Below are 25,775 nucleotides of genomic sequence, written 5' to 3'. Positions count from 1 at the left end.
ATGGCAACACATTATTCCCGATTGCAATTTAAGCTCAAGCCGCCCTTACAATTTAAAGATTTTAGCTTTCAGTTTTTGGTTGTGAACCGAGAGCTTGGCAAGACTGTTTTTAAAGATGAGGGAAATTTTGACGATCATGGTTTTGGCAAATGGTTTCATATCTATCAACCCAATCGATTGTTGATGTATAAAATTAAATATCGTGGCGAGGTCATCAAAACTGTTACAGCCAAAGCATATCCTGAGCCTAATAAGTGGAGTCTGTTTGAGTTTAAAACGACTGTTGAAGCAACTAAAAAAGCCAAGGAAAATATAAAAGAAATCCAGATTCATGATGGTGAGGTTGCATGGTATCTCATTAAAAAAGCTGAACCCGTGATGACATGGTCACAGCGTATCTTTAAAAAACCATTGAGTGTAAAAGACTGGGAAATTTTAAAGGCAAATAACCCGCATTTATCTAACCTCGTTTCCATGGGGGTTTTACAGTCTGGGCAGGTGGTTATTATTGCAAATTCAACCACAGCCAAGGAATTATCTGAATATAAAAAACAGGCACAACAAGCCCAACAAAATTTGGAGCAAATGAAAAAGGATAAAGATTTTGATGCCGATTTTTTTGCTCAGAATTACGAATTTTTTTATGATGCGTTATTACGAGAAAATACAAGGATTGTTGGGAAAACCATCTTTGAAGAAAATCAGCATCCTCTCACAATCAAGTTTGATCAGAAAGAAGAGAAGGATGGTTTTTTTGAGCAGAAAATGGCGGTTGATGGTGCGTTAAGTATGGCAGAAGGGCAATCGCATCGAATTTACCGAATTCATGGTGAGCTTGCACAGAAGTATGCCGAAGAACAAGCCAAAGGCTCAGGACTGGCAAATCCGAAAAACTTTGCTCAATTTAAGCAAAAATACGCCAGCCTATATAATCAGCTAGATCAGGAGTCCGTAAAGAAATTCTTGCGTTGGGATCAGTCGATTAAAACCAATAATATGCGACGGATACTGAAACAATCTGCTTTAGTAAGAGATAATACTTATAAGGGTGGGATTAAAGATTATGTGAAAAAAATGGGTGAGATTGGAAAATTTGCCAGTCAGTTGAAAATTGCAGGTTATATGTCGATTGCGGCGGATGTGGTGAGTTCTGGTGTTGCTGTTTATGAAGCTGCACCAGAGGATAAAGCAAGAACAACAGTGGTTGAGACAACTAAAGTTGGTACAGGCTTGATTGCTGGAGCTGTAGTGAGTGCTATTGTGGTTGGACTCGCCACAGGTGGAACTGGGTTGATTGTAATAGGTATTGTGGCTGCTTCAGGAGCGATAGCTACGAAAGGTGTTAGTGAAATTTCAGGATATGGCGTAGGTGAAGCCTATGACTATATTGACGAAATTAGGAATAAGTAATGTTTGAAATTCTATTGTCTATGTCTAAAGATAGACCTGGTTTATTTATTATTCTAGTTAGTGTTTTATTCATTATAGTGGCATGGGTGGTTGTAATAAGTCTTTATATTTATATAAATATTTATTTAAAAGGGATTTGCAAGATTGTATATAAAGATGAGAAGCGGTTTACAAAATTGATGGAACCATTTGATTTTTTTATCTGAGTATTCTGCCCAGTGCATATTGGAAAGAGATATTAAATGTAAAGTTTAACACTTCATTTAAGGCTTTCTATGGGAATAATGTATATTACAAAATAGGTGATTCTCAGTTAAAAGAGTTGTTGAAAAATTATCCAATGTTCTTTTTCTTCATTATTTTTTCATGTTATCGGGGCTTTTAAGTATGTCCTTATTATTCCTTGGTTATTCTATAGAGCACTTTTTTAAATAGGATTTATTTAAAATTTGAGGTGTGCTCAGATTTTGAATTTGTTGTTTAAATAGCAGCAGGATATCTTGCAATTGTTATAAGGATGCTGTGAATTCAAGTATAGCTGTTTATGAAGCTGCACCAGAGGATAAGGCGAGAACAACCGTGGTTGAGACTGCGAAAGTTGGGGGTGGAATAGGTTTTGGGATTGGAACGAGTGCTTTAATTATTAGTTTGGCTATAAGTGGTGCTAGGTTAGTAGTTATTGGGATAGTTGCTATTGCAGCACCAATAATAGGAAAGGTTTTTGGTGAGAAATTGGGATGGGGCGCAGGAAAAATATATGACATTGTTGAAGAAATAAGAGTAGGTAATAATGGATGTTATTTTTATAATTTTTAGTAAAGTTCCTATGATAGCAACTAGTTTTTACTCTTTGCAATTTCTTCAATTCTTTATTTTATTCTTTATGTATATATAAATTTCAATTATAAAGGTATATTCAAAATTATGTTTCCAGAGAAGAAAACATATAAAAGGCCATTGGAACCTTTTAACTTTTTCTTTGTGAGTATGTTGCCAACAACTTTTTGGCGTGAAATACTAAATATAAAATATAATAAATCTTTTAAAAACTATATGGTAAAGAATTTTATTATCCTATTAATAAGGAGCAGTTGATTAATTTGCTTAGAAAATATCCTTTGTTTTTTTAATTCAATATTTAGGCTTCTTTGCAGGCCTAACTTCCATGTTACTCATAATATATGCTTATATTTCAGATCGGTATTTCTAATGGTCTATACCGGGTTGCCTAAATGAATAACCTAAAATTATAAAATCAGACCTTTTCTTTTTTAAATCACAGGTTATGTCAATTGCTACAAATGTGGTGATTGTAGGTGTTACTAGCTAATTTTAACTTTGCTTTTGAAACGACCTTAAGACACTTGTTTTAAGGTCGTTTTTTATTGTTGAATTAATCAAGAAAGAAATCTTTTTGTAGCTGGGTGTTGCCGCTGACACAGGCATATTGAGCAAAATCAGTTATACCAATACGCGCCAACGCTTGTTCATCAGTGAGGCTTTGTCCCGTAAGTTCACCTTGTATCGTACTGTAAATGGCAAAAGCTGCATCCGCCATGATCTCAGGTTTACGACTCAATTGACGCGTATTTTCCTCACCTAGGTTTTTCGAAACTGCTGCTGTGGCGATATAGGTTTCAGGCCACAGGGTATTACAAGAAATACCATAGTGTCGAAATTCTTCTGCCATCCCCAAAGTCAAAATGGTCATACCATATTTAGACAATGCATAAGGTGAGAGCATACCTAACCATTGCGGTGACATATTCACAGGTGGTGATAGACTCAGAATATGCGGATGTTCTGCTTGTTTAAGAAAAGGTAAGGCGGCTTGGGCACAAATAAAGGTGGCACGGTGATTAATGCTTTGAATCAGGTCATATTGTTTTAATGAAGTGGCTTCCACACCGGTGAGGGCAATTGCACCTGCATTATTTATTAATACATCAATACCACCAAAGTTTTTGGCTGCTTGTTGTATGGCAGTATGAATCTGCTGTTCATCTCTTACATCTAAAAGCAGTGGCAATGCATGACCACCCGCAGCCTCAATCTCTTCGGCGACACTATAAATTGTGCCTGTTAATTTAGCGGTCTCGACTTCGGTTTTTGCAGCGATCACCACATTTGCACCTGCCTGTGCAGCTTTCAGTGCAATGGCTCGGCCAATTCCTCGGCTACCGCCCGTAATAAAAATGGTTTTTCCTTGCATATTTTTCATGGTGAAGTCCTGTCTTTAATTTTTATTGGGGTTGAATTAAATCATAAATGGGTGAGCGAATTTTTCAGGCTGATAAAGCTGACGTTGCTTGGCAATCTCGACAATCCGATGACGTAATTGGCGTTTGATTACGGCATAGGTCAGGCGATGCTTTTGTGACATTTCTTCCGCAAACTTAAATACTTCCAGATTTAATGATTCGGCAGGGTGAATCTGATGCACCACTTGCGCGTCTAAACATTCGAGGCCAGTCATAGATTTACCTGTTAAAGACATTTCCCAAATCGCATGCTGATTGGGAAGGAGTTGCACAATTTCTGCAATACAGTCAGTAAAGGGAATGGTCAGTTTGACTTCGGGAAAACAAAAGCGTCCTTTGTCTGCCCGCATCAAGCGAAAGTCACAGGCTGATACCAAAATTGCACCACCTGCATAAGCATTACCGTTAATTTCAGCAATCACAGGAAGATTGAGCAAGGCCAAACGCAGCAGCATATTTTCCAGTTGTAAGGTGAAGGCTTTTTTATCTTGCATAGACTGTTGCATTAGCCAAGCGAGGTCTAGACCATTACAAAAGGTCTTGGGGTGATCACTTTGAATCACCAGACAGGCGTTATGCGAATCACGCTCAATTTCATCAAAGATCTCGATATATTCATTCAGCACATCTTGGTTTAAGACATTGTCCTGATCGCCATTGGTTAAGGTGAGAACATAAATAGACTGCTGTTGCTCAAGCGTCATGGTGGTCATTGAAGCGCTTCCTGATAGTGCGTTAGTTTTTTGATTACAGTCATTATTCCCAATAAAACACTCGCACAATAGGTGGGACTATGCCATATTGATGATCATTTTAGGACAGTGGATGTTCGATGCGAGATCCGTTTGGATTGTTTCAGGAAACCATTTCTGTTTCTTATGCACATCTGTTATTGGAAATTGTGCAAGACTATGCCGTTGATACTGAAACAGTTCTGTCTGGTACGGGATTAAGGCTCGCAGAAATGAAACAAGCCGATGCCAAAATGAGTGCACATCAATGGTCGAAGCTGGTGGTGAATGCCTTAAAGTTGACGGACAATCCACGTCTAGGCATTGAATATGGCTTTAAATTACGCCCAACGTCGCATGGGGCGCTAGGTTTTGCATTTCTTAGCTGTACCGATGTCGAAACTGCTTTAAGCCTTTGCCAGCAATATTTCTGTACCCGCATCCAGAATTTCACCCCTGAATGGCACATCGAGAACGACTTTGTCTATGTGCATTTGGATGATGTACATCCTGTAAAATTGGGTGGGGCAGAACAATCTGATCAATTAAGGTCCTTTTTAATTGAAAGCTTACTATTTGGTGCCATTCATTTTCTCAGTTTATTTTCTGAAAAAATTGCAGAAAATTGTGAGGTCTTTGTCGACTGGGCAGATTCACAGAATTATAAAAGTGTCGATTTATCTCAGATCAAGATTCAATTTAATCAGCAACGTAATGGTCTACGTTTTCCTAAGCATTATCTACAGTGTAAAAATTCGAATGCAGATCAAGTTGCTTTTCAGCAAGCACTGCTGTATTGCGAAAATGACAAACTGAAATTGCTAAAAGAAAGTACGCGTGACCTACAGAAAAGCATTCGTTCCGAGCTGCTCTATAAGGCAGGTAATGCCTATCCAACCTTGCCCATAATTGCACAGCGCTTGAATATGTCGGAGCGAACTATCAAGCGGCATTTGCAGACGCAAGGAACCACCTTCTTACAGATTTTAGCGGAGGTTCGTTTTAGTCAAGCCAAGAAATTATTGCAACAGCCACAATACAGTGTTCAGGATGTTGCAGCTCTGGTGGGCTATGAAGAAGCCACTAATTTTATCCGTGCTTTTAAAAAGATGTTTGGAGAAACGCCGAGTCAGTATCGGAAAAGCTATTTGTCCAAGACTGATTCATCTAACATCACATTTTGAATGGTTTGAATAAAGCGTTCCAGTGCATGTTGAATCTGTTCGGTCCATTCAAAGGAACAATTCATCCGAATAAAATGTTGATGTGAGGGCAGTACATTAAATAACGGACTTGGCGCAACACCCACCTGTTGCTGAATCAGTTGTTCATACACCTGCATGCTACTGACTTTTTCTGGCAGTTGAATCCAGAGAAAATAGCCACTTGGATAGTTATACACCTTACAGTCTTTAGGCAGATGCTGTTTCAGATATTGAAAGAACTGCTTTTTATTCTTTTCCAACGCCCGTCTAAGCGTTCTTAAATGCTTTTCATAATGATGATGAGAGAGGAACTCTACCAGTGCATTCTGGATCAGCGCATTGGCAGAAATGGTACTCATCAATTGCAGATGCTGAATATGCTCGGAAAATTTACCTGCATAGACCCAACCCATACGAAAACCTGAACCTAAAGTTTTGGAAAAAGAAGAGCAGTGCAACACCAGATTCTGCTGATCAAAATACTTCATTGGGAGTGGTTTTTGATTGCCATAAAACAGCTCTTCATAGACATCATCTTCAATCAAATGAATTTGATGCTCATGCAGCAATTTGGCAATTTTATATTTAATTTCATCGCTGACGGTAAACCCAATCGGGTTATGCGCATTCAACATAAACCAACAGACCTTGATCGGATAACTTTTAATGACCTGTTCAAAGGCTTCAATATCAAAGCCATGCTGTGGATGTTCTGGCAGCGTAATCACTTTCAGGCCCAAACGTTCTGCCGCCTGCCATGCACCATAGAAAATGGTTTGCTGCAACAAGATATAATCGCCCGGTTGGGTAATCGCTTGCAGGGAAAGATTGAGGGCTTCCAACCCTCCAGAGGTGATGACAATGTCATCGGCATCGGTTGGAATCCCTTGCATACAATAGCGTTGCGCAATCAATTTTCGGAGGGCTAAATTTCCGGGCGGTAGATTGGTGGTCTGATCATAACTATGTCGATTACGGGAAAGCTGTCCCATGATCTGAATCAGCTTGGGTGGATACAGCAACTGACTGTCTGGAAAAGCCGAACCTAGGGGGCTGACCTGTTTAGACTGAATCGATTTAAGATACTTAAACACCAAGGAGTTGATTTCAATTTTTGGATTTAAAGACACCACTGAATAGGCTTGCGGAATCTGAATATTATTTTGCTCAGCCACAAAATAACCTGATTTTTCTTTGGAATAAATCAGCCCTTGTGCTTCCAGTTCTTGGTAAGCATTCATCACTGTAATTAAGCTAAAGCCTGAGCGTTGTACTTGTTCACGCAAAGAGGGCAGTTTGGTGTGGGGTTTCCATGACCCATTCTCAATGAGAAGTTTGAGCTGGTGTGCTAACTGTTCTGATTTATACATAAACTCAAGTGAATCCGTATAGATGGAACAGCTTTTATGCCAGCTGTTCCATCTCTTTTTTTAATAAGCAAACATCAATAACAGTCTAAATAAACCTGCAATGATGGCAAGTGCAAAAAAACCAACTAACCATAAGATTATAAACCATTGTGTTTGGCTTAAATGCAGAGATTTTATTTTCATGCAAAGCTGCTCCTTAGTGATAACCCGTATCTCCAACCCGTACTTTATCTCTGAATACCCAGTAAGAAAGAATGGTATAGCCAATAATGATCGGGATTAAAATGACAGCTCCAACCAAGGCAAACTTTTGACTGGAATGTGGTGCTGCTGCTTGCCAAATGGTAACGGATGGCGGAATAATATTCGGCCAGAGACTGATGACAAATCCAGTAAAGGCCAAAAACACAAGCGCCAAAGTATAGATAAACGGCTTGAAATCCTGACGTTGTTTACATGCCTTTAAAATCAGGAAGGTAAACAATAACACCAAGATCGGCACTGGGCTAAAGTACAGTAGATTTGGCAAGGCAAACCAACGTGCTGCAATTTCAGGATGAGTGAGTGGGGTATATAGACTGACACCGGCGAAGACCACAAACAGTAAGATGATCAGTTTAGGCATCAAACCATACATCTGATCTTGTAGTTCATGATCAGTTTTCATAATCAGCCAGCCACAACCAAGCGCGGCGTACATCGCAACCACACCCAGCCCTGTAAACAGAGCGAATGGAGTCAGCCAGTCCAAGCCTGAACCAGAGAAAATACCATTGGTGGTTTGAATGCCTTGAATATAGGCGCCCAGAATCACGCCTTGCAGAAAGCTGGAGAGAACTGATCCCCAAATAAAGGCTTGATCCCATAAATACTTGGTGCGATTGGCCTTAAAGCGAAATTCAAAGGCCACACCACGGAAAATTAGTGCAATCACCATCAAGATAATCGGCATATACAAGGCTGAAAGCACTGTTGAATACACCAGTGGAAAGGCAGCGAATAGGCCAGCGCCACCAAGTACCATCCATGTTTCATTACCATCCCACACAGGTGCGACGGTATTCATCATCACATCACGTTCTTCACTGCTTTTGATAAAGGGGAACAGAATGCCAATGCCGAGATCAAAGCCATCGAGAATGACATAGATCAAGACACCAAGGCCGATAATGCCTACCCAAATCAGAGATAAATCAATCATGGTATTTCTCCTTATTTGGTTTTGAGTCTTGCTGATCAATACTTTCATCGACAGCACTTAAAGGACGCATCGGGGTTTTGAAATGCCCGGGACCTGTAGGCTCAAGATCAATCGCATCTACAAATTGAGGCCCTTTTTTCAGTAGCTTCAACATGTAATAAATACCGCTACCAAACACGATGGTATACACCACCACAAAGATAATCAGACTGATGCCGACTTGATCTGCAGTGACCGCATGCGATAAACCATCTTTGGTGCGCATTACTCCATACACCACCCAAGGTTGACGACCGACTTCAGTGGTGACCCAACCCGCAAGTAGCGCGATATAGCCCGTTGGACCCATGACAAAAGCGAATTTATGAAACCAAGATGAACCATATAGTTTACCTTTCTTCCGTAGCCATAAGGCAATGAAAGAGAGCAATACCATTAACATGCCAAGCCCGACCATGACACGGAAACTCCAGAACACAATGGTCGCATTTGGACGATCTTCAGCTGCGAAATCTTTTAAACCTGTAACCTTACCTTGCATAGAGTGGGTCAAAATCAGACTACCAAGATGAGGGATGCCAATTTCATAGTGATTTTTTTCACTATCCATATCGGGAATGGCAAATAACAGCAGTGGCATGGATTCATTATGATTGGTTTCCCAGTGCCCTTCGATAGCGGCTAATTTTGCAGGCTGATGCTTCAAGGTATTTAAACCATGATTGTCACCAATCACCACTTGCAAACATGAAGTGACGAGTACCATCCAAAGTCCCATGGAAAAGGATTTTTTCACCAACTCATCGCGTCGGCCTTTAATCAGATGCCATGCAGCAGTACCAACCACCAATAATGAAGATACTAAAAATGCAGCGGCTGCCATATGGGCAAAGCGATAAGGGAAGGAGGGGTTGAACACAATCGCCCACCAGTCGGTCGGCACAATAATGCCATTTTCAATGGCAAAGCCTTGCGGCGTTTGCATCCAGCTGTTGGAGGACAAAATCCAGAACATGGAAATACAGGTGCCGATCGCAACCATTAAGGTGGCAAAGAAATGTGCTTTGGGACCAACGCGTCCCCAACCAAACAACATGATGCCGAGGAAACCTGCTTCCAAGAAGAAAGCACTCAATACCTCATAGCTGAGTAGAGGACCTGTGACACTCCCAGCAACGCGGGAAAACTCGCTCCAGTTAGTCCCAAACTGGTAGCTCATCACCACGCCAGAAACGACACCCATCCCAAAGGCAACTGCAAAGATTTTAATCCAGTATTTGAATAGATCTTTATAAATCGGGTTTTGGGTACGTAGCCATTTCCATTCCAGCATGGCAAGAAAACAGGCCAGACCAATCGAGGTGGCGGGAAAGATAATGTGAAATGAAACAGTAAACGCAAACTGTATTCGGGCTAATTCTAAAGCAGTGAGACCGAGATCCATATATCCTCTCCTATAACAGACTGAAACGAGTCGCTAGGAAAATGTGAAAGAACGGACTTAAACCCTTATCAAAATAAGCAGAACCTAAAAACGGTATTGGGATATTTCAAAGCAATTTAAGTTTTATTCATCATCCAATCTTCTGTTGTATATAAGTAGATACAATTTCTTTTTGTTTTTATAACAGATACGTGCTTCTAGCATGATCTGTTATATTTTTTTAAGTAAACTCTGTAGCTATTCAGCAGTTTAGACCTGATTCAAAATAGCATAAGCAACGATGCATTGTGTTTGAATATTGATCAATCATTGTAAGTTGTCTAAGCAAAACTTTTGACTGAATGGCGTATGACTATGTTTGTAACCGAAGAACTCAATGCGATGATTCGACTGTTTAAAGACGGTACACCTTCGCAATCAGTACAAGAACAGCTACGCCTTGAATATGTAAATCTTGAAGCAACCTTGCTAAGAGGAAAAGTGCTGAGAGAGTTTTCTAAAGAGAAGGTCGCTTATATTGCACAGGCTGAAATTATGGAAAATGACAATAATCTCGGCTATTTATTCGCGCCATTTATTATTGCCAATTTAAATCAGTCTGTGATTTATACGACGCCAATTTCAGCGCCTGTTTTGTCGATTTTAAAGCAATATTATCAAGCCGAAAAACAACTTAGTTTGAAAATCGAAGAAGTACTACATAGTCTGAAATTGTATGTTGATCTGGTTGATCGACCCAAAAGTGAAGAAGATTTCTTATTTCGCTGTCTGGTCAAGGCGTTGTGTCGAACGGATATCTTTCATATCTTCCTGATCACACATTTGCCGATTGATCGCCAACAGATAAAGATATTGGAAGATTATTTTGATGTGAAAATTGATGTGATTGATGCGGATAGCATTGAAAGCATGCTGGATGATGAATTGATCAATACGCGAAAGTTGCTATTTAAAAACAAAGATGAATGGCACAAAAAAGTTTGTACCTTATTTGCACAGTTGAATGCCCAACTGATCGCACAAATTGGTCAGTTTAGTCCAGCTCAAGCAGCGCATTTAATTGAAGATATGTTTTATTCAGAGCACATTTTTGAAAAGTTATCGGTCTATGCAGAATACATGCAAACCCGTATTCAAAATGGCGCCAGTTTTAAGGCCTTGTCTACGATGTGATTGAATTGAATTTTAATATTTGAATAGGAGCAGAGCGATGTCTCAAGAGCAATCGAAGTTTCCATACCTTGCCGTTGGCATCAGTATTTTATTGGGTTGTTTATTTCTGGTGTTTTTCTTTCTGGCGGTCAGCAATCAGCCTGACTATATGCCTTCTCAACAAAAGCAAAATAGTACCCAAGCTCAACATACTCAGCCTGTCAGTAAATAATGGATCAACAAGCAAATACCATGTCGCGGTTTTTCTCACTTACTGGTGCTTAGAGCACGCACCAGTAAGTTTTTTTATTACTTTTGAATGAAGTTCGCAGATTTTTATTAATAGAATAAGACAAATCAAGAATAGAAAAGAAGCACAATTCATGTTAATCCTATCTGTAGCAAATGTTAAGAATAGCTCAGATGAGGGCAACATAATGGATAACTCAGAACAACCTATACATAAGCAAGAAAATACCAGTTTTGCAAGAATTGAACCCTATACCCAACCTGCAGGTGGATGGGGCGCATTGTTAAGTGTTGCCCGAAACCTCAAAAGGCAGGATGTTTTAAAAAAGGGTTCAATCACCTTACTCAATATTAATCAACCCACAGGCTTTGATTGTCCAGGTTGTGCATGGCCTGAGAAAAAAGATGCGCATGCCTTTAACTTCTGCGAAAACGGCGCCAAAGCCGTTGCTTTTGAAGCAACCAGTAAAACGGTTACGCCTGAGTTCTTTGCGCAACATACGGTGAGTTGGCTGGCTGAACAAAATGATTTCTATCTAGAAGACCTCGGGCGTTTAACCGATCCAATGCGTTATGACCCTGTTTCGGATAAATATGTACCGATTTCTTGGGATGATGCTTTTCAGCTGATTGCTCAGCATTTGCAGGCGCTGGATCATCCAGATCAAGCAGCCTTTTATACTTCAGGGCGTGCCAGTAATGAAGCTGCATTTCTGTATCAACTTTTTGTTCGCAGCTTTGGTACCAACAATTTTCCAGACTGTTCCAATATGTGTCATGAAACCACCAGTGTCGGTTTAAAAGATGCGATAGGTTTAGGCAAAGGCACCGTGATTCTGGATGATTTTGATCAGGCCGATGCTATTTTTAGTTTTGGGCATAATCCGGGCACTAATCATCCACGGATGTTAGCAACCTTGAGAGAGGTCTCTCGAAGAGGCGGTAATATTGTTGCCATTAACCCGATCAAAGAGCGTGGACTAGAACGCTTCCAAGATCCGCAAGCGCCACTGGAAATGATGACCAATGGCAGTACCCCAATCAGCCGTTATTATTTTCAGCCCAAAATTGGTGGTGATTATGCACTAATGTTTGGGGTGATGAAGCATTTATCGGAATGGGATAAAAAAGCTTTGGCAAAAGGGAAACCGAGTGTTTTTGATCGCAGTTTTATTGAGATGAATACCATTGGTTTTGATGAAATGCTGGCTGAGATCGATGGCACAGAATGGTCACAGATTCATAAACATACGGGACTGTCACCTGAACATTTAGAGTCAATTGCCAAGATGTATCTGGATGCGAAAACTGCCATTTTCTGTTGGGGGATGGGGATTACCCAGCACCGTCACGGGACAGCCAATATTCATATGCTGGCAAACCTGATGCTGGCACGTGGCCATATTGGTCGTCCGGGGGCAGGTCTCTGTCCAGTCAGGGGGCATAGTAATGTGCAGGGTGATCGGACTATGGGCATCAATGAAAATCCAAGTGATGCACTTCTAGATAGTATTGATCGGGTCTTTGGTATCAAGTCACCGCGTAAACATGGTTTTGGAGTGGTCGATACCATCAAGGCGATGTATGAAGGCGAGGTCAAAGTCTTTATTGGTTTGGGTGGAAACTTTGCGGTTGCCACACCTGATACGCCCTATACTCAAGAGGCATTACGCCGTTGTGATTTGACCGTTAACATTACCACCAAGTTGAATCGTAGCCATCTCGTCTGTGGCAAGACAGCCTTAATGTTGCCGTGTTTGGGACGGACCGAAGTGGATATGCAACTGCATGGACCTCAAGCAATTTCAGTCGAAGACTCAATGAGTAATGTGCATCTGTCTGCAGGTCGCAATCCGCCAATTTCAGAAAATATCTTATCCGAGCCCGATATTGTGGCGCGTATGGCGGAAGCAGCTCTGCCTGACAGTGCAGTGAAATGGCGTTGGTATATTGAAAGTTATGATCGTATTCGCGACTCTATTGCCGATGTTTTTGATGAATTTCATGATTTCAACCAACGGGTTTATCAACCGAGCGGTTTCCATTTAGAGCATCCTGCCAATCAACATGTTTGGCATACGCCAAGTGGCAAAGCCCAGTTTTTAATTACGCCATTAACAGAAGTTTATGAGGACAAGGAAAATCAGTATGCTGCGGCTTATACGGAGCAGCAAGTCTATACGCTGATGACCACACGTTCGCATGACCAATATAACACCACCTTGTATGGTTTGGATGATCGCTACCGCGGTGTATTCGGACAGCGTCGGGTTCTGTTTATGAATCAGGCGGACATTGATGCAGCAGGCTTCGTGGCAGATCAGTGGGTCGATATCGAAAGTGTGTTCTCGGATGGTGTGAAACGGATTGTACATAGTTTCCGTATAGTGCCGTATAACATTCCGCAAGGCAGTCTGGCGGCCTATTATCCTGAAACCAATCCATTGGTGGCTTTGGGCAGCCATGATAAATATGCCAAAATCCCAGCATCAAAAAGCATTCCTGTGATTCTACATGCCGGTAATGCCCCCGCGCATTTCAATTTGAATGTGGAAGTTGATCCTGAGCATGCCAATGAACGCGTCAGTAACGCATAGTTTATGGGCATCAATCTGGATGTAAAAGAGGTAAGGCGTGGACACAAAAACACGAGGCTACGAAACGGTGCAAGTGCATCGTTTCAATCATGATCGTTCTGAAAATGAAATAGACTATATTGTGCAGGAATATCCTGTTGCCTTGGTCTATAACGGCATCTCTCATGCAGTGATGATGGCGACGCCGTCAGATCTTGAGGTATTTGCCAAAGGCTTTAGTCTGTCTGAAGGAATTCTACATAGTTTAAGCGAACTGTATTCACTCGACATCCGTCAAAATGAATTGGGGGTTGAAGTCGATATGACCATTTCAACCCGTGCTTTTGTCGCATTAAAAGAGCATCGGCGTATGATGGTGGGACGCACAGGCTGCGGTCTTTGCGGGATTGAAAGTTTAAAACAACTTTATGCTGATTTACCTGTGGTCAGTACTCAAGTGCCATCAACATGGTTAAATCAGATTCCCAATGCGATTGCCCAACTCAAAGTCAGACAAAAAATTACTGCGCTCACGGGTGGTGCACATGCGGCAGCATGGGTGGTGAAAGGGCAAATCGTAGCGTTATTTGAAGATGTTGGACGGCACAATGCTTTAGATAAGCTATTGGGTTATCTGGCGGAGCAAAAGTTCAATGTTGCCGATGGTTTTGTGGTGATGACCAGTCGTGCCAGTTATGAACTGATTCGTAAGTGCGCACAATCCAATATTGCTTTACTGGCAACCATTTCTGCACCGACCAGTATGGCCATCGCAATGGCAAAGCAATCGAATCTGACTTTAGCCAGTTTCTGTCGGGGAGATAGCTTTGTTTTATATACCGAATAATAGTAAAAATTTGTGATTATGCTGCTGACTCATGGTTTGAATTGTGTAGGATATGAGCACTAAGTTCTTCTATTCCTAAAAATTATGAATGTTCCTTTAAGATATCAACCTGTTATCAATAATCTTTCGGGTGAGAATGCCTTATTTATTGTGCTTGGAATCAATACCCAACCTGATCATTCGGGTGTAATCGATTTTCTGGCCAATTTTTCTGCATTGGTTCGAAGCCTGACCAACCGTTTTCCTCATGGTAATTTTAGTGCTTCGGTTGGTATTGGTTCTCATGCTTGGGATTTACTTTTTCCAGAGCTGAATAAACCGAAAGAGCTGGCGCCATTTCAAGAAATTAAAGGACCAAGACATACCGCAGTCGCAACGGCAGGTGATTTGTTCTTCCATATTCGAGCGAATCAAATGGCAATTTGCTATGAGTTAGCGGCAATTCTGCATGAACAACTCAAAGACGATACCTATTCGATCAGCGAAACCAAAGGTTTCCGTTACTTCGATGGTCGTGCCATTATTGGCTTTGTGGACGGGACAGAGAACCCTGAACATGAAATTGCCAAAGAGATTGCCTATGTAGGGGAAGAAGATGCCGAGTTTCTTGGCGGCAGCTATGTCTTTATTCAAAAATATTTGCATAACATGGAGATGTGGAAAGGCCTCAGCACTGAAGAGCAGGAAAAAGTCATTGGTCGCAAGAAATATGATGACGTGGAACTTGGTGATGATGTAAAACCACAAAGCGCACATAATGTGGCCAGTAAGGCACATGATGCTGAGGGCAATGAACTCAAAATTTTAAGAGCCAATATGCCATTTTCCAATCCAACAGAAGGAGAGTACGGTACCTTCTTTATTGGCTACTCACGCTCGTTTAACATTACCAAAACCATGCTTGAAAATATGTTCTTGGGTAAGGAAACAGGACATGTTGATCGTTTATTAGATTTTAGTACACCTGTTTCAGGCAGTTTATTCTTTGTGCCTACCTTTGACTTTCTCGAAGATTTGGGTGAATAAATTAAATCAGCTGAAATGGAATATTTCATTTCAGCTGAACATCATGATGCTGCAATGAGATAGTGTTGTAATTGAGTGCGGAATTGATCTGGAATACGCTCCGATTTTTGCGTACTGAAATTAAAATATACCTGAACCGCTTTGCCACGCGCGACACAATGATCATTTTGCCAAGCTTCATGCGCAACAATGAATGAAGAATTGCCGATAAGCTCAATCCAGGTTTTGATTTCAATATCCGCACCATAATAAATCTGCGCCACAAAATCGACTTCGACACGTGCCAGAATCAAAGGCAGATTTTTGATTTCCATACTTGGATTAAAGAGACGAAAAACGGGTTCGCGTGCAGTTTCAAACCAGCCTGTAATCACGGTATTGTTGATATGTCCGAATGCATCGGTTTCATAGAATCTTGGTGTAATCGAAAGTGTAAACATAGATTTTTCTTTATAAATGTTAATTACAATTTTTATTTAAAAGATCACTAGGAACTTTTTGTTTATATAAAAAAATTTTTGCAAAATTTCTTTATTTTTTTGCCCAATGATTAATTCATTTTTAACAAGTTCCATTTCATCTTTGCTATTAGGATTAGCATTTTCATCATGGGCGATCAGACCTTTCAAATCATCATCATTAACTAATAAACCATTTGGGTATCTATATTTCAAATAGGATGTTTCTATTAAATTATTCTTTTGAAATTTAAAACGATATTTTTCTTGTCCTGACTCTTCGTAGACATTCAAGAGAAGTAAGCAGAATTTTCCTTCTTTATGTAATTCTATTCCTCCTCCTTCTGAACTTATACCCTCATCGGTTAAATCCAAAGAAAATATATTTGATTCATTTGCTTTAACATTTTGATTTTCTGTAATATTACATGCTACTAAAAAGCTAATAAGAAAAACCAGGATTTTTTTGCTAATTTATTGAACATCATATTTCACCTTTAGGGGATCACCACCCGCATCTTTAGTCAATTGTCTTAATTGAGCCATGCTTTTACCTGTTTTAAGTTGAAAATGAGGATTATCAACTATTGATTTCCAATCTCCGCCCCATTCTAATCCTATCTCTTTTCCAATAGGGGCAACTTTTTTTAGAATCTCGATATTTTTCTTATCAGACTTGGCATCCATATGTAATAGGCCATCTTCCCATATAGGAAAAACATCGACAGCTAAGGCAAAGTTATGATTACTTTGACCACCTTTAGCATTAGTTACTACACGGCCACCAGCAGACCAGCCTTTTGCATATAAAGCATCTTGTTGTGCGTATGTGCGATAATCTTGAACAATGACTAACTGAACTTGATGTTTTTGATAAACACTCTTGATAAACTTTCTCATTTTATCTCTAACTTGAGGATGTAATCGAGCTATTGCTTTTTCATTTCTTTGAGAAACTTTTGAACTTACAGTATTTTCAGACTCAACTTTAGCAATAGGTGTATTGTCTTTATTTTTAGAAGCATCTTGGGTAACTTTTGGTGGTGTAGCTGGCTTTTTCTCTATTTTTTTCTTCGGAGTCGTAGGTTGTGAGGCTGTAGACTCTACATGACGATCATAAACTCTCAATTTTTGATTATGGCTCAATCTATCACTCGTAAGACCACTTAATTTTTTAATTTCATCAACTGTATTACCTGTAAGCTTTGCAATTAACGGTAAGGTATCCGTTTGTTGGACAACAATAATCTTTGTTTTTTCTTGCCGATTTGGCTTTGGTATTTGTGGTTTTGGCTTGGCTTCTGGTGGTGGCACGGGTGCCTCAGCTTTTTTGACAGGAATTTTTAAAACTTGCCCAGGGCGGATATCTGTATCACTTTTTAAGTTATTAATTCTAATTAATTCATCTGTAGTTGTATCGTTATCATCTGCAATTCGACCTAAATAATCTCCTTCGGCAACGATATAAGTTGATCTGAAGTAGTTTCCAGTTGCAACATCTTTAGCTGAAAGATTTACCCCTTTAAGTAAGATTTTAGGGCTGCGTACAATAAAAACAGTTTTTTCACCAATAAGCTGTATTTTAACTTGAGAATTGTATTCTCCAGTGACCATACTTCTTACCCGAACGTCAATGACGGTGCCTATAGGACGTTTAATCCAAACAGATTCTCCACTTTCGGAGCTAATATAATCAGATATAAGTAAAGGCCCAATCCAAAGTTGATGGGCTAATCCTTGAATTGGTTGATCTAAGGCATCTAAAAATTTAATATTTGCTAAACAATCCATAATTATATCTCGTCCTCATGGTCTTTATGTGATCCACAACTACAGTCATATTGAAAATCAATATCGTCACTTTCATCATCTATTGAAACAGTCCACTCATCATCTGTTCCTATGAGGAGGTCATAATGTTCATTTTTAGATGTGGTTATACGTTGTGTGCGGCCATGTTCATCTAGTCCACCAGAGACATAGGTATGATTTTTATTGTTGATTAGTTTATATTTTACATTTGAAAAATCTATTTCATAAAATAAATCATAAAAATCCCATTTATTGGTAAATACATTGGTTGGGTTAATAAGAGGAAGAGATGGAATTTCAGCTTTAACTTTCTTTCCACCATCAAATTTATGTTGTCCAGCTTGATATAAAATTTGTCCGCCAGTTGATATTGTTATACCCTGATCATTGATTAAAATTCGTGAACCACCAGCCATTATTGTTCCTATATTGTGAAATGGTTGGTGGATAATATCATGGAAAAGGAATTTTTAGACTAATTATGACGATGATCCTCTCAGCCCATTTGGGCGACTGTATACTCATTGCAGCAGATAAACGTGCTATGAAATGTGATGTAGAAACAGGAAGAATGTATTTATTTCATGATAATGAACAAAAAGTAAGGTTATGGTGTAGAGGAGCACTTATAAGCTCTGGAGAAACTACCTTTTGAATCGTGTTATGCAATATTTTACAAATATTAAAGAAAGTGACACAGAGATCAAGCATATCAATATAATTTACTTAGAAATCATAAGAAGATTATTAGAGGGAGTCCCTATAGAATTTTTAAAAAATAATACCATTATATTTTCAATGTTTAATGGAGAAAAACCTTATTATATTCAATTCCCATGCAGCCCTTTTTCCAACAAGATTTTGATAGTGACACAAGGAATCAAACTTCTCTATATTTGTATGAAATCATGGAGTGGGAGGTGGATATATCATGTTTTAATATTCCACCTGATATGAGCACTTTACAAGAGTTTCAACGCAACCTAAAATCTATGGCTGATTTTGAAAAACAACAAGAATTTATCGATTACTACATTTCCAAGCTCAAAGAAATATTTGTGACACATGCTTCAATTGACCCAAGTATCACGACTTCATTTGATTTATATATCCAGTCCTGTAAAACAGGAGACGGCCTTGTTTTGCATATTCCTAATCATATTTTGCCCTCCCATGTTCCTGATAACCTAAATTATTGGAATCATAAATAACCCGGATCCTGCTTAAGCCGATGATTCCTTAATTTGAATTGTTGGCTTATTTTGATGGGTTAATTGATATGCGCATAGCGAGGCATAAATTCCTCCAAGAAATCCATGAATACTACGTGCTTTACTCGTCACTAAATTGTATTGCCCCTTCAATAAACTGAATAATGTTTCTATCTTATTGCGTTGTCTTAGGTGATATTCATCTGATGCACAGAGTTGAATAGCCTGCATATTCTTTCGATGATAAGTAATTAAATCAATACCTTGATCTTTCAATCTGATTTTTAATTCTTGGCTGATGTAACCTCGATCCCCGTAAAGTTTTGCTTCTATACCAGCAACCAATTGCTCAACCATTTTTATGTCAGCAACATGTCCATTCGATAAAGCAGAACAGGCAATTTCACCAAATTGATTCATCGCAATATGTAATTTACAGCCATAAAACCAGCCCATTGAGCTTCTACCACGTGATGCAATTTGGACTAATGATTTATGACGCTGAATCCGTTGATTTTTACAAACTGGCAGAGTTGTTGAATCAATCCATAAATATTGTGTAGTTTGGTCTTTCATCAGCGCCACATGTAAAGCGTGTAGGGCCAATTGGTGCATATTGATCAGATGAATCATCCTTTGATAGCAAGGCAAGTACTTAAATAAATGGCTTTTATCTTCTTTTAACCAGGTGAAAAAGGCTTTGAAATTATTGAAATGAGAGCATTTGTACCAAATGGCAATAAAGCAGATTTCTGAAATTTTGAGTTGAGCAGTTCTGATTCTTAAGGAACCACAGTTTTGTTTGAGAAACTCCCAATAAGTTGATTCAAATTTAAGAAAAAAATCATCAATTACGCAGAATAATTCGGTACTATTGAACATCAGGACTAGAGTTGTGAGTTTGGTGTGGTAACTCAACTGATGGCTCTAGTCCTCTTATTTTTCAAGTCAATTTCTTATCCGCGATTCGGGTTAAATAATTTAAATTTTCTAGTTAAAACAAAATGTTTAATTTCAAATAAAAAATTGCGAGATGTCTTAACTAGAATTTGGGTGCAAAATAGAACGCTAAGCTGCTGGTCTAGAAAAACCACCACCGAGCGCTTTATACAATTCGATCTGATTATTCAATTTGGTTTGTTCCAGCATCAATAAACCTTGTTGGGCTGCATATGCAGAACGTTGTGCGTCCAAAACTGTTAAATAACTATCAATACCCGCTCTAAACCGAGCCGTAGATAATTTATAGGTCGTATCGGTTGCTGAGACCAAACGGCGTTGTGCACTTAAACGTTCTTCAATATGGGCATGCGCAGCAAGTGCATCATTGACCTCTCGGAAAGCAGATTGAATGGCTTTTTCATAATCAGACAAGGCAATTTTTTGCTCAGTTTCTGCAATTTTAATATTGGCTTTACGGGTGCCCCAATCAAAAATCGGAACATCAATACTTGGGCCAACTGACCAAGAAAAACCACCCGACTTAAATAAATCTTTCAGATCGCTCGAAGCGTATCCCGCTGATCCAGTCAGGCTAATGGTTGGGAACAAACGTGCTTTGGCTGCGCCAATATTGGCACCTGCGGCACGAAGTTGATATTCAGCAGCTTTGAGGTCTGGTCGATTATTCAGTAATTCACTGCTTAAGCCAGTGGAAAATCTGGTTTCCGCGGTAATGCGCTGAAGTGCACGATTGGGCAGGAGGTTCTGGGGAATGGCTTGACCTGCCAATAAGTTAAGTAAGTTTTGTGCTTGTGAAACTTGTGTCTTATAAGCCGCCACATCATTTCGGGCCGTTTCAACTGAAATCTGTGCCTGACGTAGAGGGACTTCACTATCAATCCCGACATCAAAGCGTTTTTTGTTGAGGTTATAGGAATCCAATTGTGCTTTTAAGGTCTGTTCTGCAAGGTCTAAATTGGCTTGTGCAAAGGCATAATTTAGCCATGCTTGGCTCACTTGGCTGACTAAACTAATTTGAGTGGCTTCTCGGGCACTTTGCGTGGCAAAGTAATTATTCAGTGCCGCATCCTTTAGACTTTGTACACGCCCCCAGAAATCCAGTTCATAGGCGGTCACACCAAGACCCACTTGAAAGGTCGAGTAAGGATTATTGGGGTTCACCGCAGGGTTGACCTGTCGAACTGCACTGCCATTTGCACCAATAGTGGGGAACTGGTCATTCTTGCTGATTTGATATTGTTGCTGCGCACGCTGAATATTCAGTGTTGCAGTACGTAAGTCACGATTGTTATTTAAACTGATATCAATCACTTGTAGTAAACGTGCATCGGCAAAGAATTGTTTATAGCCCTGAATGGCAATTGAAGAGCCAGTTTCTGTTTGTGTAAAATTTTGTGGAATATCAGATTTGATCACAGGTTGGGGTGCCTGCATATTCATACATGCCGTCAAGGCCATTGAAAGCGTAGAAACAAGCAGGCCACGAGATAAGACAGTCGTTTTAGACATGGTCTTCTCCAAATAATATAAAAATGAAGGCAGAGCAGGGGCAGAGGAAACAGGTTGATTTCCTCTGCCCATTGTCAGTTAAGATGGATTTTTGCTTTTCGAAGCAAACAGCTTTTCAACTGCACCCAGAATGAAAATGAAGAACACGGGGACAAAGAAGATCGCCAGAATCGTCGCTGAAATCATGCCGCCAAATACACCTGTACCTAAGGCATGCTGTGTTTCTGAACTGGCACCAGAAGCAATGACCAATGGAATCACACCACAGGTAAAGGCCAGCGAAGTCATCAGAATCGGACGTAAACGAAGTTTAGCTGCTGCAACTGTAGCCTCAATTAAACTCATACCTTCTTCTTTTAACATCTTGGCAAATTCGACAATCAGAATCGCATTCTTGGCCGATAAACCGATAATGGTAATCAGGCCAATTTTAAAGAACACATCATTCATCAAACCACGAGACATAATCGCAACGATGGCACCAAAAATACCCAAAGGCACCACCAGCATCACTGAAAGTGGAATGGCCCAACTTTCATAAAGCGCAGCAAGAACCAGAAATACGACCAGCATAGAGAGCGCAAGTAAGAATGCCATCTGTGATTCAGATTGCTTTTCTTGCAGTGAAATACCGGTCCATTCATAGCCGATGCCTTTTGGTAATTTGGCAATCAGGTTCTCCATTTCACGCATGGCATCGCCTGATGACGTATCGAAGTTTGGAATACCTGCAATACTTAACGATGGGCGGCCGTTATAGCGGTTATATTGCTGTGGCGCTTTATTCCATTGCGGTGTGACCACTTCAGATAAAGAGACCAATTGTCCATTTGAACCCATCACTTTCAGATTCAAAATATCTTTTAATTGCATCCGGGATTTAGCATCAACTTGCACAATCACTTGTTGCATACGTCCCTGATTTGGGAAGTCATTGATATACATCGAACCCATTGAGGTTGAAATGATGTCAGAAACGTCAGAGAATTTCACACCAAGAACATTCAATTTAGCACGGTCAATTTTTAAAGAAATATTGTCACCTTGCGGTAAGCCTTCATTCCAGACCATATAGAACTTCTTATTTTTGGCTGCCATTTGCATTAACTGGTCTTGTGCAGCTAAAAGCGCAGGCATACCTAAATTTGCTCGATCTTGTAAACGTAAGCTGAAACCGGCAAAAGTCCCAAGTTCATCAATAGCTGGTGGAAGTACAGCCATGGTCGCGCCTTCTTTGCTATGTGCCATGGTCTTATTGACGGAGTTGGTCATCTCGGTTGCAGTTGCAGTACGGTCTTTAAAATCATTCAGTGTCGTGAACGCGACAGCAACGTTTTGTCCAGCACCACTAAAGCCCCAACCCATAATCGTAGTGTTACTTTTTACATTTGGATTGTCTTTTAAGCTGTTTTCAAACTCATTTACCACGCCTCGCGTTCTTTCTGCAGTTGCATCCGAAGGCAATTGGAATGAGGTCATGAACCAGCCCTGATCTTCTTCAGGCATGAATGCTGTTGGCCAATATTTCATACCTGCAAAGGTAAGACCTGTAATCACCGCAAAGATCGCCATCATTGGAATACTATGTTTGACCACTTTCAGCAGGATCAATTCATATTTTTTGGTGACTTTATCAAAGCTACGATCAAACCACGCAAAGAAACCTTTCTTTTGATGGTGGCCATCGATTGGTTTCAAAATCGTGGCACATAGTGCAGGGGTTAAGATCAATGCCAATAACGCAGAGAACAGAATGGACACTGACATGGTTAAGGTGAATTGTTGATAGATAATCCCGACCGAACCACTGGCAAAAGCCATTGGTAAAAACACCGCCGCTAGAACTAAGGTAATACCAATAATTGGACTGGTGATTTCTTTCATGGCTTTGGAGGTGGCTTCTTTCGGTGGCAGACCTTCAGTTGCCATAATCCTTTCGACGTTTTCCACCACTACAATTGCATCGTCGACGATAATCCCGATCGCGAGCACCATACCAAACATGGTCAGCACATTAATCGAGAAGCCTGCAAGTAACATCACCGCAAAGGTACCCAACAAAGCAATCGGTGCAACAATCGCTGGAATTAGGGTATAGCGAACATTATGCAGGAATAGATACATTACAATGAAAACCAGAACCATGGCTTCAAGTAAAGTATGAATCACTTTTTCGATTGAAATTTTTACGAAAGGCGCTGTGTCATAAGGAATACTAAATTGCATGCCTTCAGGTAAATTGAGTTTTAATTCTTCAATTTTTGCTCTGACGCCTTCAGCCGTTTTTACTGCATTGGCACCTGGGCTAAGCTGAATCGCGGCAGCAGTGGCAGGTTTACCATTTTCTAGAATTGCAAAGTTATAGGCTTGTGAACCCATCTCCACATTAGCAACGTCAGATAGTTTAATCACACTACCACTGGTCTTACTTTTAAGGCTGATATTTTTAAACTGTTCAACATTCCCTAATTGGCCTTGTGCCGAGAGTGGAACGGTAATCAGTTGACCTTTGGCAGCAGGGAGGTCTCCCAGTCGACCTGGCGCAATCTCGACGTTATTTTCACGGATGGCATTGTTGACATCACTAATCGACAGTCCATAGGACACCAGTTTATTTGGATCAACCCAGATCCGCATGGCTTTTTCAGCACCGAAGGATTGGACTTTACCGACACCTTCAACACGTTTCAGTTCTTCCACCACATTACGGACTAAATAGTCACTGAGATCAACTTCAGAATACTGACCACTGGGAGAATTGACACCGACCAACATCAAGAAACCAGATGAGGAGGCTTCTACTTGCAAACCTTGTTGGCGAACCACTTGAGGTAGACGTGCTTCAACTGCCTTGATCTTGTTTTGGACATCGACCTGAGCCATTTCAACATCAGTACCTGGTTTAAAGGTCGCAGAAATCTGAGCCGTACCAGAGGTATCTGTAGTCGCGCTATAGTAAAGCAGGTTTTTAACCCCAGATAATTCCCGTTCGATCAAAGTCACAACGCTGTCATTGATGGTTTTAGGAGTTGCACCCGGATATACCGCAGTAATGTTGACTTGAGGCGGTGCCACACTTGGAAAGCGGGCAATCGGTAATTTGGGAATACTTAGAACCCCAAATAAAATAATAAAAATTGCAATCACCCATGCAAATACAGGGCGACGAATGAAGAATTGTGACATCATCATTGAGCTCCTAATGTTGCGGGTACTTTCCACGGACTTATTTCAAGTTTTTGATTGGGTTGAATACGCTCAACACCTTCTACAACCACTTTATCGCCTGTTTTAAGGCCTTTATTGGCGATATAGAACTGATCATATTGTTGTCCCAGTTCAACTGGACGAATATCTGCTGAACCTTTGGCATTGATCACATAAACTTGAGGATCGCCGTTAATATTGCGTTGAATCGCTTGGGCTGGAATCAGTAAAGCTTGAGGAACTGAAGCACGGTCAATGCTGACACGTACATACATGCCTGGAAGAAGTTTACGTTCTGGGTTGTGCACCTCAATTCGAATAGTGACATCACCTGTTTCTGGATCGACATTGATATCTTCAAACAGCATCTTGGCAGTGACGTTATAAGGTTTGCCGTGGCTATTTGAAATCCGCACGGTTTTTTCATTATTGGCGGCTAACTCACCACTTTGTAATGCGGCTTGCAAATGTTCATATTCACTAATCGACTGTTTTACATCGACATAAACTTTATCAATCTGTTGTACGGTTGCCATGGTATTGGCATCACCCTGACTCACCAATGCACCTTCAGTGACAAATGATTGCCCGATACGACCCGAGATCGGAGCGCGAACAGTAGCATATTGCAGATTCAGGTTTTGGCGAGTGAGCAAAGCTTTCATCTGTGCAACATCTGCTAAGGCTTGACGATATTCAGCCTGTGCATTACTGACTTCTTGTTTACTGATTGCATTACTTGGTAGCAATTGTTCATAGCGCTCTAACTGAACTTTTAAACGTGCCACTTCAGCTTCAGCTTTGTTGAGTGAAGCACGATTACTATTTACATCTGCCTGGAAGGTCTCTGCATTAATTTTATACAATGCTTGTCCAGCTTTGACTTCACTGCCTTGTCTGAATAAGACTTTTTCAATAATGCCACCCACCTGAGGTCGGATTTCAGCAGTTCGGAATGCTTGTACGCGAGCAGGAAGGTTTTCGCTAAAATTCACAGATTGCGGTTGAATATTTAACACACTCACTTTTGCTGGGGGCGTCTCAGCGGGCTTCGCCTGTTCAGAACCACAGCCTTGTAATACAAGCCCGATGGATAAAAATAATGGAAGTAATAGATGCTTTTGCATTCTGTCCAAACCTTGG

23 protein-coding genes are annotated in these 25,775 nt (G+C 40.3%); 9 read left to right on the top strand and 14 right to left on the bottom strand.

From position 1 onward, the window contains the following. Positions 1-1,410, top strand: coding sequence for a hypothetical protein (locus tag NQU59_RS14855; protein WP_257063940.1), 1,410 nt, complete (start codon positions 1-3; stop codon positions 1,408-1,410). Between the two features lie 522 nt (positions 1,411-1,932). Continuing rightward, positions 1,933-2,226 (top strand): hypothetical protein, encoded by a 294-nt coding sequence (locus tag NQU59_RS14850; RefSeq protein ID WP_005242137.1) that lies wholly within the window; start codon positions 1,933-1,935, stop codon positions 2,224-2,226. 577 nt (positions 2,227-2,803) lie between these two features. Here NQU59_RS14850 and NQU59_RS14845 read toward each other — a convergent pair. Together NQU59_RS14845 and NQU59_RS14840 are read right to left on the bottom strand one after the other, a co-directional pair. Next, positions 2,804-3,631, bottom strand: a complete 828-nt coding sequence (locus tag NQU59_RS14845) for an SDR family oxidoreductase (protein WP_257063939.1) — start codon at positions 3,629-3,631, stop codon at positions 2,804-2,806. A gap of 36 nt (positions 3,632-3,667) precedes the next feature. Further along, a complete protein-coding gene (locus NQU59_RS14840; RefSeq protein WP_257063938.1) occupies positions 3,668-4,384 on the bottom strand; it encodes an enoyl-CoA hydratase/isomerase family protein in 717 nt (238 codons plus the stop codon). A 119-nt stretch (positions 4,385-4,503) separates the two neighbouring features. On the opposite strand from NQU59_RS14840, the gene NQU59_RS14835 reads away from it, so the two are divergent. Then, the gene (locus tag NQU59_RS14835; RefSeq protein WP_257063937.1) at positions 4,504-5,586 is read left to right on the top strand and encodes an AraC family transcriptional regulator; all 1,083 of its coding nucleotides are present in this window, start codon (positions 4,504-4,506) and stop codon (positions 5,584-5,586) included. Here NQU59_RS14835 and NQU59_RS14830 read toward each other — a convergent pair. Genes NQU59_RS14830 through NQU59_RS14815 form a run of 4 tightly spaced genes read right to left on the bottom strand, consistent with a single transcriptional unit; the run spans position 5,547 to position 9,622 of the window. Next, positions 5,547-6,977, bottom strand: a complete 1,431-nt coding sequence (locus tag NQU59_RS14830) for an aminotransferase-like domain-containing protein (protein ID WP_043971930.1) — start codon at positions 6,975-6,977, stop codon at positions 5,547-5,549. The two genes, NQU59_RS14835 and NQU59_RS14830, sit on opposite strands and share 40 nt — an antisense overlap. A 60-nt stretch (positions 6,978-7,037) precedes the next feature. Next, positions 7,038-7,160, bottom strand: a complete 123-nt coding sequence (locus NQU59_RS14825; RefSeq protein WP_005154018.1) for a hypothetical protein — start codon at positions 7,158-7,160, stop codon at positions 7,038-7,040. A 13-nt stretch (positions 7,161-7,173) separates the two neighbouring features. Continuing rightward, a complete protein-coding gene (gene cydB / locus NQU59_RS14820) occupies positions 7,174-8,178 on the bottom strand; it encodes a cytochrome d ubiquinol oxidase subunit II (protein WP_257063935.1) in 1,005 nt (334 codons plus the stop codon). Next, a complete protein-coding gene (locus tag NQU59_RS14815) occupies positions 8,171-9,622 on the bottom strand; it encodes a cytochrome ubiquinol oxidase subunit I (RefSeq protein ID WP_005242090.1) in 1,452 nt (483 codons plus the stop codon). The genes cydB and NQU59_RS14815 overlap by 8 nt, the downstream gene beginning before the upstream one ends. 354 nt (positions 9,623-9,976) lie before the next feature. Here NQU59_RS14815 and NQU59_RS14810 point away from each other — a divergent pair, with 354 nt between their 5' ends. The 5 genes from NQU59_RS14810 to NQU59_RS14790 all read left to right on the top strand — a co-directional run bounded on the left by NQU59_RS14810 (position 9,977) and on the right by NQU59_RS14790 (position 15,472). Further along, positions 9,977-10,795 carry a hypothetical protein gene (locus NQU59_RS14810; protein ID WP_257066311.1) on the top strand — a complete coding sequence of 273 codons (819 nt, stop codon included), beginning with the start codon at positions 9,977-9,979 and terminating at the stop codon, positions 10,793-10,795. Positions 10,796-10,832: 37 nt separating this feature from the next. After that, positions 10,833-11,006, top strand: coding sequence for a cbb3-type cytochrome oxidase assembly protein (locus NQU59_RS14805; RefSeq protein WP_005242087.1), 174 nt, complete (start codon positions 10,833-10,835; stop codon positions 11,004-11,006). Positions 11,007-11,211: 205 nt separating this feature from the next. Further along, on the top strand, positions 11,212-13,620 hold the full coding sequence (locus tag NQU59_RS14800; protein WP_257063933.1) for an FdhF/YdeP family oxidoreductase: 2,409 nt from the start codon (positions 11,212-11,214) through the stop codon (positions 13,618-13,620). A 37-nt stretch (positions 13,621-13,657) separates the two neighbouring features. Continuing rightward, positions 13,658-14,446, top strand: coding sequence for a formate dehydrogenase accessory sulfurtransferase FdhD (gene fdhD, locus NQU59_RS14795; RefSeq protein WP_005274538.1), 789 nt, complete (start codon positions 13,658-13,660; stop codon positions 14,444-14,446). An 84-nt stretch (positions 14,447-14,530) separates the two neighbouring features. Next, a complete protein-coding gene (locus NQU59_RS14790) occupies positions 14,531-15,472 on the top strand; it encodes a Dyp-type peroxidase (RefSeq protein ID WP_043971917.1) in 942 nt (313 codons plus the stop codon). 41 nt (positions 15,473-15,513) lie between these two features. Here NQU59_RS14790 and NQU59_RS14785 read toward each other — a convergent pair whose 3' ends face one another. The 4 genes from NQU59_RS14785 to NQU59_RS14770 all read right to left on the bottom strand — a co-directional run bounded on the left by NQU59_RS14785 (position 15,514) and on the right by NQU59_RS14770 (position 18,158). Beyond that, the gene (locus NQU59_RS14785; RefSeq protein ID WP_257063932.1) at positions 15,514-15,912 is read right to left on the bottom strand and encodes an acyl-CoA thioesterase; all 399 of its coding nucleotides are present in this window, start codon (positions 15,910-15,912) and stop codon (positions 15,514-15,516) included. A 36-nt stretch (positions 15,913-15,948) separates the two neighbouring features. Beyond that, complete coding sequence (locus NQU59_RS14780; RefSeq protein WP_257063931.1) at positions 15,949-16,305, bottom strand: hypothetical protein; 357 nt, start codon at positions 16,303-16,305, stop codon at positions 15,949-15,951. A gap of 99 nt (positions 16,306-16,404) precedes the next feature. Then, positions 16,405-17,721, bottom strand: coding sequence for a LysM peptidoglycan-binding domain-containing protein (locus NQU59_RS14775; RefSeq protein WP_257063930.1), 1,317 nt, complete (start codon positions 17,719-17,721; stop codon positions 16,405-16,407). A 2-nt stretch (positions 17,722-17,723) separates the two neighbouring features. Beyond that, positions 17,724-18,158 (bottom strand): DUF2345 domain-containing protein, encoded by a 435-nt coding sequence (locus NQU59_RS14770; RefSeq protein WP_257063929.1) that lies wholly within the window; start codon positions 18,156-18,158, stop codon positions 17,724-17,726. 504 nt (positions 18,159-18,662) lie between these two features. Here NQU59_RS14770 and NQU59_RS14765 point away from each other — a divergent pair. Further along, on the top strand, positions 18,663-18,953 hold the full coding sequence (locus NQU59_RS14765) for a hypothetical protein (protein WP_257063928.1): 291 nt from the start codon (positions 18,663-18,665) through the stop codon (positions 18,951-18,953). Positions 18,954-18,965: 12 nt separating this feature from the next. Here NQU59_RS14765 and NQU59_RS14760 read toward each other — a convergent pair whose 3' ends face one another. The 4 genes from NQU59_RS14760 to NQU59_RS14745 all read right to left on the bottom strand — a co-directional run bounded on the left by NQU59_RS14760 (position 18,966) and on the right by NQU59_RS14745 (position 25,759). Continuing rightward, the gene (locus NQU59_RS14760) at positions 18,966-19,835 is read right to left on the bottom strand and encodes an IS982 family transposase (RefSeq protein WP_161419859.1); all 870 of its coding nucleotides are present in this window, start codon (positions 19,833-19,835) and stop codon (positions 18,966-18,968) included. Positions 19,836-20,021: 186 nt separating this feature from the next. Then, entirely contained in the window at positions 20,022-21,425 is a 1,404-nt protein-coding gene (gene adeC, locus NQU59_RS14755; protein WP_257063927.1) for an AdeC/AdeK/OprM family multidrug efflux complex outer membrane factor, read from the bottom strand. A 78-nt stretch (positions 21,426-21,503) separates the two neighbouring features. Next, positions 21,504-24,614, bottom strand: a complete 3,111-nt coding sequence (locus NQU59_RS14750) for an efflux RND transporter permease subunit (protein WP_257063925.1) — start codon at positions 24,612-24,614, stop codon at positions 21,504-21,506. After that, positions 24,614-25,759, bottom strand: a complete 1,146-nt coding sequence (locus NQU59_RS14745; RefSeq protein WP_257063924.1) for an efflux RND transporter periplasmic adaptor subunit — start codon at positions 25,757-25,759, stop codon at positions 24,614-24,616. The genes NQU59_RS14750 and NQU59_RS14745 overlap by 1 nt, the downstream gene beginning before the upstream one ends. Between the last annotated feature and the right edge of the window lie 16 nt (positions 25,760-25,775).

Origin of the sequence: Acinetobacter colistiniresistens, assembly GCF_024582815.1 — a bacterium.
Classification (GTDB): Bacteria; Pseudomonadota; Gammaproteobacteria; order Pseudomonadales; family Moraxellaceae; genus Acinetobacter.
This window is presented reverse-complemented; position numbering and strand designations above follow the sequence as displayed.

Coding starts and splice junctions, on each gene's coding strand:
- NQU59_RS14855 (WP_257063940.1), top strand. CDS start 1: ATGGCAACACATTATTCCCGATTGCAATTTAAGCTCAAGCCGCCCTTA.
- NQU59_RS14845 (WP_257063939.1), bottom strand. CDS start 3,631: ATGAAAAATATGCAAGGAAAAACCATTTTTATTACGGGCGGTAGCCGA.
- NQU59_RS14840 (WP_257063938.1), bottom strand. CDS start 4,384: ATGACCACCATGACGCTTGAGCAACAGCAGTCTATTTATGTTCTCACC.
- NQU59_RS14835 (WP_257063937.1), top strand. CDS start 4,504: ATGCGAGATCCGTTTGGATTGTTTCAGGAAACCATTTCTGTTTCTTAT.
- NQU59_RS14830 (WP_043971930.1), bottom strand. CDS start 6,977: ATGTATAAATCAGAACAGTTAGCACACCAGCTCAAACTTCTCATTGAG.
- NQU59_RS14825 (WP_005154018.1), bottom strand. CDS start 7,160: ATGAAAATAAAATCTCTGCATTTAAGCCAAACACAATGGTTTATAATC.
- cydB (WP_257063935.1), bottom strand. CDS start 8,178: ATGATTGATTTATCTCTGATTTGGGTAGGCATTATCGGCCTTGGTGTC.
- NQU59_RS14815 (WP_005242090.1), bottom strand. CDS start 9,622: ATGGATCTCGGTCTCACTGCTTTAGAATTAGCCCGAATACAGTTTGCG.
- NQU59_RS14810 (WP_257066311.1), top strand. CDS start 9,977: ATGTTTGTAACCGAAGAACTCAATGCGATGATTCGACTGTTTAAAGAC.
- NQU59_RS14805 (WP_005242087.1), top strand. CDS start 10,833: ATGTCTCAAGAGCAATCGAAGTTTCCATACCTTGCCGTTGGCATCAGT.
- NQU59_RS14800 (WP_257063933.1), top strand. CDS start 11,212: ATGGATAACTCAGAACAACCTATACATAAGCAAGAAAATACCAGTTTT.
- NQU59_RS14790 (WP_043971917.1), top strand. CDS start 14,531: ATGAATGTTCCTTTAAGATATCAACCTGTTATCAATAATCTTTCGGGT.
- NQU59_RS14785 (WP_257063932.1), bottom strand. CDS start 15,912: ATGTTTACACTTTCGATTACACCAAGATTCTATGAAACCGATGCATTC.
- NQU59_RS14775 (WP_257063930.1), bottom strand. CDS start 17,721: ATGGATTGTTTAGCAAATATTAAATTTTTAGATGCCTTAGATCAACCA.
- NQU59_RS14770 (WP_257063929.1), bottom strand. CDS start 18,158: ATGGCTGGTGGTTCACGAATTTTAATCAATGATCAGGGTATAACAATA.
- NQU59_RS14760 (WP_161419859.1), bottom strand. CDS start 19,835: ATGTTCAATAGTACCGAATTATTCTGCGTAATTGATGATTTTTTTCTT.
- adeC (WP_257063927.1), bottom strand. CDS start 21,425: ATGTCTAAAACGACTGTCTTATCTCGTGGCCTGCTTGTTTCTACGCTT.
- NQU59_RS14750 (WP_257063925.1), bottom strand. CDS start 24,614: ATGATGTCACAATTCTTCATTCGTCGCCCTGTATTTGCATGGGTGATT.
- NQU59_RS14745 (WP_257063924.1), bottom strand. CDS start 25,759: ATGCAAAAGCATCTATTACTTCCATTATTTTTATCCATCGGGCTTGTA.